We start from the raw sequence: 5,218 nt of genomic DNA, 5'->3' as shown, positions 1-5,218 counted from the left end.
GCCCGCGCAACAGGTCGTCCGCTCTTCGTAGGAGCGCGTTCACGCGCGATGCCTTTCGCCAGAGATGGGCAAAAGGCATCGCGGCTGAATCCGCTCCGACAACGAAATGCAACGGAGCAGCAACACGAGGTCCGTGGTCGGGGCCCGCGCCACGCATCGCCCCCTTTTTCCCTAAACCGCCGACAGATTCGCGTAGGCCAGCACCAGCCACTTCTGACCGGAGTTCTCGAAGTTGACCTGCACGCGCGTGTGCGCACCGCTGCCCTCGTAATCGACGACCACGCCTTCACCGAAGTTGGCGTGGCTGACGCGTTGGCCCAGCTTGAGCGCCGGCGCTTCGGTCTCGAACGGCCCGTGCCGCGACGGGGTCGACATCGGCCGACTCACCTGCACGCGCGGGCGCACTTCGTGCAGCAGGTCGGACGGAATCTCGCCGAGGAAGCGTGAGGGCCGACCGTACATTTCCATGCCATGCATGCGCCTGGTTTCGGCATAGCAGAGGACGAGGTGCTCGCGCGCGCGGGTGATGCCGACATAGGCCAGGCGGCGTTCTTCTTCGAGCCGTCCGGGTTCCTCGACCGACTTGTGGCTCGGGAACAGGCCGTCCTCGAGACCGACCAGGAAGACCAGCGGGAATTCGAGGCCCTTGGCCGAATGCAGGGTCATCAGCTGGACGCAGTCCTGCCAGGCCTCGCCCTGGGTCTCGCCTGCTTCGAGGGCCGCATGCGAGAGGAACGCGGCGAGCTCGGAGAGGCCGGCTTCGAGGTCTTCCGGGGTGCGCTCGAAGCGACTCGCCACGTTGATCAGCTCGTCGAGGTTTTCGAGGCGCGACTCGGCGCTGGTCTTGTCCTTTTCGTGGTATTCGCGCAGTCCCGACCGCACGATCGCGTGGTCCATCTGCTCGGCCAGCGGCAGCGGCTCGTCGGCATTGCCCGAATCGCCATCGCGACCTGCAAGCGGACCTGACGACGGTTCGCCATTCGCGAGGTCCTCCGCGCGCGGGTCCGGACCGCTGCTCCCGGCGGTGATTTCGGCAGCTTGCCGGAGCGCCGGCGCCGGCTCTGCCACGAGGCAATCACGGGCCAGCCCCTCGATCAGTTCGAGGAAGGCGCGCAGGGCATTCTTCGCACGGCCCGCCAGGGTGGTGTCGGTCAGCTCGCCGAGCACGGCCTCCCACATCGAAGTGTCCTCGCGACGCGCCCGCGCGCGCAACAGGTCGATGGTGCGCTCGCCGATGCCGCGTGGCGGTGTGTTGACGACCCGTTCGAAAGCGGCATCGTCGTGGCGGTTGGCGATCAGGCGCAGGTAGGCCAGGGCATCCTTGATTTCGGCGCGATCGAAGAAGCGCTGGCCGCCATAGACGCGATAGGCGATGTTGTTCTGGACCAGTTGTTCCTCGAAATTGCGCGACTGCGCGTTCGATCGATAGAGGATGGCGACATCGCTGGCGGCGTGATCGGCCCTGATGTACTCGCGGATGCGCTCGATGACGAAGCGTGCTTCGTCCTGCTCGTTGTAGGCCGCATAGACCTCGATCGGATCACCGCTGCCATCGGCCGTCCACAACTGCTTGCCGAGGCGGCTCGGATTGTGCGCGATGACCGCGTTGGCGGCACCGAGGATGTTCGCCGTCGAGCGGTAGTTCTGCTCGAGGCGGATCGTCCTTGCATTCGGGAAGTCGCGCAGGAAGTGCTGCACGTTCTCGACCCGCGCGCCGCGCCAGCCATAGATGGCCTGGTCGTCGTCGCCGACCACGAAGACCTGCCCGGTGCTGCCTGCAAGCACGCGGATCCACGCGTACTGCAAGGTGTTGGTGTCCTGGAACTCGTCGATCAGCAGATGCCGGTAGCGCTCGCGGTAATGCGCGAGCAGGGCCTCGTCGTTGAGCCAGAGCTCGTGCGCGCGCAGCAGCAGCTCGGCGAAATCGACCAGACCGGCACGCTGGCAGGCCCGCTCGTAGGCGACATAGATGTCGATCAGGGTGGCGGCCAGCGGATTGCCGGCTGCTTCCATGGCATCGGGGCGCTTGCCCTCGTCCTTGGCCGAATTGATGAACCAGGCGGCCTGGCGCGGGGGGAAGCGTGCCTCGTCGATGCCGAGGCCCTGGATCGTGCGCTTGATCAGGCGCTGCTGGTCGTCCGCATCGAGGATCTGGAAGGTTTCCGGCAACCTCGCTTCGCGCCAGTGGCGGCGCAGCAGCCGGTGCGCGATGCCGTGGAAGGTGCCGATGCTGAGCCCGCGCGGGCCGTCGCCGACCAGGGTCTGCGTGCGCAGGCGCATTTCGGCGGCGGCCTTGTTGGTGAAGGTGACGGCCAGAATCGACCACGGCGAGACGCGCTCGACCTCGAGCAACCAGCCGATACGATGGGTGAGCACACGGGTCTTGCCCGAACCGGCCCCGGCCAGGACCAGATAGTGGCCGGCGGGCGCCGTAACCGCTTCACGCTGGGCCGGATTGAGGTCATCCAGCAGGTGGGAAACATCCATCAGGCCATCCTAGTGGCGTGTCCCGCCAAAAACACCCATATCTCGCTGGGTCTTCGCCCCCGGTCCAGCGTTGTTCGTCGTCACCATCGTCCCACTATGCCTCCTCCTCGCGCCTTGTCCCGGAACCGAATCCGCGGCGCGATATGCGCCTGCCATTTACGGGACACCACACCAGGGAGGCTCTGAACAAGTGGCGCAACCGGCACGATGCCGGCAGCGGTCGCGACCCCGCGTTGCCGCCGTCGCGACCGCGGAGAGCCCGGCTCAGCGCTTGCGCATGGCGCCGGCAGCGACCAGTCCCACTCCGACCAGCGCACCGATGCCGCCGAGCCACTGCGGAACGGTCTTCTCTTGTTTCACGGTCGCGGAAAAATCGCCGACCTTGAGCACTTCCTTGTCCTTGCTGAAGTTGAGATTGCCGGTGAAGGCCATGGCACCTACGGCGATCAGGATGATTCCCGCAATGATCAGGCCCATGCGCATGGTCAATTCCCCTGTTGAGTTGTTCGAGGTACCGAGCTTGTCGGCCGCTTGCTGAACGGACCATGGCCGGCCTTGCCGGCACGCGGCTGGCGTTCAGGAACGGGCTCACGCCTGGCGCCTCAGTGGGCGCCGGCCGGTTTCGTTCGTGGAATGCCCTGCATGATGCGGTCGGTGTAGGCGATACCGATGGCGGAAAGGATGAACACGCAATGGATGAGGGTCTGCCACATGACGCCGGCCGAGGTCAGGGTCGAGCAGGTCTGCACCGCGCCGGTCAGGGCCGCCTGCGATGCGCTGACGAGCGCATCGCCCGTGCAGAACGGAAGTCCCTCGAGCGTGCCCGCCGCGATGAAGGTCTTGAGCAGGTGGATCGAGGAGATGCCGATGATGGCCATGGCCAGCTTGACCTTGAGCACCGAGGCGTTGACGTGGCTCAGCCATTCCGGCTGGTCCGGATGGCCCTGCAGACCGAGCCGCGAGACGAAGGTTTCATAGCCGCCGACGATGACCATGATCAGCAGGTTCGAGATCATGACCACGTCGATCAGGCCGAGCACGATCAGCATGATCTGCTGCTCGCCGAAAGAGGTCGCATGCATGATCAGGTGCAGCAGCTCCTTGACGAACAGCACCACGTAGACGCCCTGGGCGACGATCAGTCCGAGATACAGCGGCAGCTGCAGCCAGCGCGAGGAAAAGATCAGGGCGGGGAAGAAACTCAGCGGCGGCTTGACGGGCGTCATTGGGCGACCTGGTCGATGGGCAAGGCCGGCGATTCTAGCAAGCGGAACCCGCTGCGATCATTTCAGCGTCGCGAAAAGGAGCCGCTCTGCAGGTCGCGGATCGCCTCGACGATCTGTTCCGGCGTGTTCATGACGAACGGACCGTACTTGCTGACCGGCTCGCGCAACGGCTTGCCGGCGACGACGAGGACGCGCGCGGGCGTGTCGCCCGAGGCGACCGGCACGCGATCGCCCTCCCCGAGCACGCCGAGTTCGCCGTGCAGCAGGACCTGGGTTTCGGCGCCGGGGCCGAAGGCTGCGCCGCCTTCGTAGACGTAGACGAAGGCGCTGTGCGTGGATGGCAGCGGCACGTTCACGCGCGCGCGGGGATCAAGCGCGATATCGAAAAACACCGGCGCGGTGGCGGCGCTGCGGATCGGACCGACCAGATTGCCAAACGCCCCGGCAATGACGCGGACTTCGACCCCGCGTGCCACCTGGACCAGCGGAATGCGTTCGGGTGCGATGTCCTGGTAGCGCGGTTCGCCCATCTTCTCGCCGGCTGGCAGGTTGACCCAAAGCTGGAAACCCCACAGAAGGCCATCTTCGGCCTCGGGCATCTCCGAATGGACGATGCCGCGGCCGGCAGTCATCCATTGCACGCCACCGGGTTCGAGTACGCCACTGTGGCCCTGGTCGTCGCCATGACGGATGCGGCCCGCGAGCAGATAGGTGACCGTCTCGAAACCGCGGTGGGGATGTTCCGGAAAACCTGCCAGGTAGTCGCCCGGTCGATTCGAGCGGAACTCGTCGAGCAGCAGGAACGGATCGAGCATGTCGAAATCGCGCTGCCCGATGATCCGGTTCAGCCTGACGCCGGCGCCGTCGCTGACCGGCTGGCCATGGACAATCCGGCGGATGACTCGGGGCGGACTGCGGACAAGGGTGTTGGCCATGCGTGTTCCGGGATCGTCTGTAAAAGTTCAGTCAGCCGGGCACCGCCGCAACAGCGGGCCCATCCAGTTCGAGGCAAGAAACCTGCCAGATACGGTCCGAGCGCGTCCCGACCGGATCCGCTCGGGCGGATCAAGGCCGGGCGCACCCGGACCGCTCGTTGAGGCGACCCGATGGCTGCGGTCAGTCCAGCGGGTCGCCTTTCCGACTTACGAAAGACGGCGTAGTTCGGTAAAGCGTCGCAGGCCGTTTGCGCTGGAACACCGGTTCTCGCCGTTGCGCGGGCCGCCGTCCGATCGGTCGAGCTCTCGACAAATCTGAATACACTGGTATTTGTGCACTCCTCGGTGCAGAATCAGGTGTCATGCCCGTTGAGAACAGGGATTCGTCGTGAACGCAGGCGTGGCCAGCGAAGTTGACCCGCAGTCGCTCACCAGCTCGCTGCTGCGCACCCTGGCGCTGTGCGACCTGGTCGACTCGACCGGACTGGTCGAGCGCCTCGGCGATCGCGAGGCGGCCGAGCTGATCCGCAAGCACGATCGCCTGGCCCGCACCCTGGCCGACCGCCATGG

The 5,218-nt window shown here is 65.9% G+C and carries 4 protein-coding genes and 2 pseudogenes; 1 reads left to right on the top strand and 5 read right to left on the bottom strand.

What is annotated here, in order from left to right; all coding sequences use genetic code 11:
• Positions 1-171: 171 nt before the first annotated feature.
• The 5 genes and pseudogenes from BM125_RS20925 to BM125_RS19370 all read right to left on the bottom strand — a co-directional run.
• Positions 172-963 (bottom strand): annotated as a pseudogene (locus tag BM125_RS20925) (3'-5' exonuclease); the annotation flags it as partial.
• A gap of 129 nt (positions 964-1,092) precedes the next feature.
• A pseudogene (locus tag BM125_RS20920) lies at positions 1,093-2,487 on the bottom strand (UvrD-helicase domain-containing protein); the annotation flags it as partial.
• 264 nt (positions 2,488-2,751) lie between these two features.
• Positions 2,752-2,970 (bottom strand): hypothetical protein, encoded by a 219-nt coding sequence (locus tag BM125_RS19380; protein WP_092411081.1) that lies wholly within the window; start codon positions 2,968-2,970, stop codon positions 2,752-2,754.
• A gap of 119 nt (positions 2,971-3,089) precedes the next feature.
• Positions 3,090-3,713 (bottom strand): TIGR00645 family protein, encoded by a 624-nt coding sequence (locus BM125_RS19375; protein WP_092411079.1) that lies wholly within the window; start codon positions 3,711-3,713, stop codon positions 3,090-3,092.
• 62 nt (positions 3,714-3,775) lie between these two features.
• The gene (locus BM125_RS19370; RefSeq protein ID WP_092411077.1) at positions 3,776-4,648 is read right to left on the bottom strand and encodes a pirin family protein; all 873 of its coding nucleotides are present in this window, start codon (positions 4,646-4,648) and stop codon (positions 3,776-3,778) included.
• A 388-nt stretch (positions 4,649-5,036) separates the two neighbouring features.
• On the opposite strand from BM125_RS19370, the gene BM125_RS19365 reads away from it, so the two are divergent.
• On the top strand, positions 5,037-5,218 hold a 182-nt coding region (locus BM125_RS19365), incomplete at its 3' end, for a hypothetical protein (RefSeq protein WP_139225128.1).

The sequence above is a fragment of the Dokdonella immobilis genome, from assembly GCF_900115085.1.
Taxonomy (GTDB): domain Bacteria; phylum Pseudomonadota; class Gammaproteobacteria; order Xanthomonadales; family Rhodanobacteraceae; genus Dokdonella; species Dokdonella immobilis.
This window is presented reverse-complemented; position numbering and strand designations above follow the sequence as displayed.

Bases quoted from the DNA above. Each gene is read 5' to 3' on its own strand.
- BM125_RS19380 (WP_092411081.1), bottom strand. From the start codon at position 2,970: ATGCGCATGGGCCTGATCATTGCGGGAATCATCCTGATCGCCGTAGGT.
- BM125_RS19370 (WP_092411077.1), bottom strand. From the start codon at position 4,648: ATGGCCAACACCCTTGTCCGCAGTCCGCCCCGAGTCATCCGCCGGATT.
- BM125_RS19375 (WP_092411079.1), bottom strand. From the start codon at position 3,713: ATGACGCCCGTCAAGCCGCCGCTGAGTTTCTTCCCCGCCCTGATCTTT.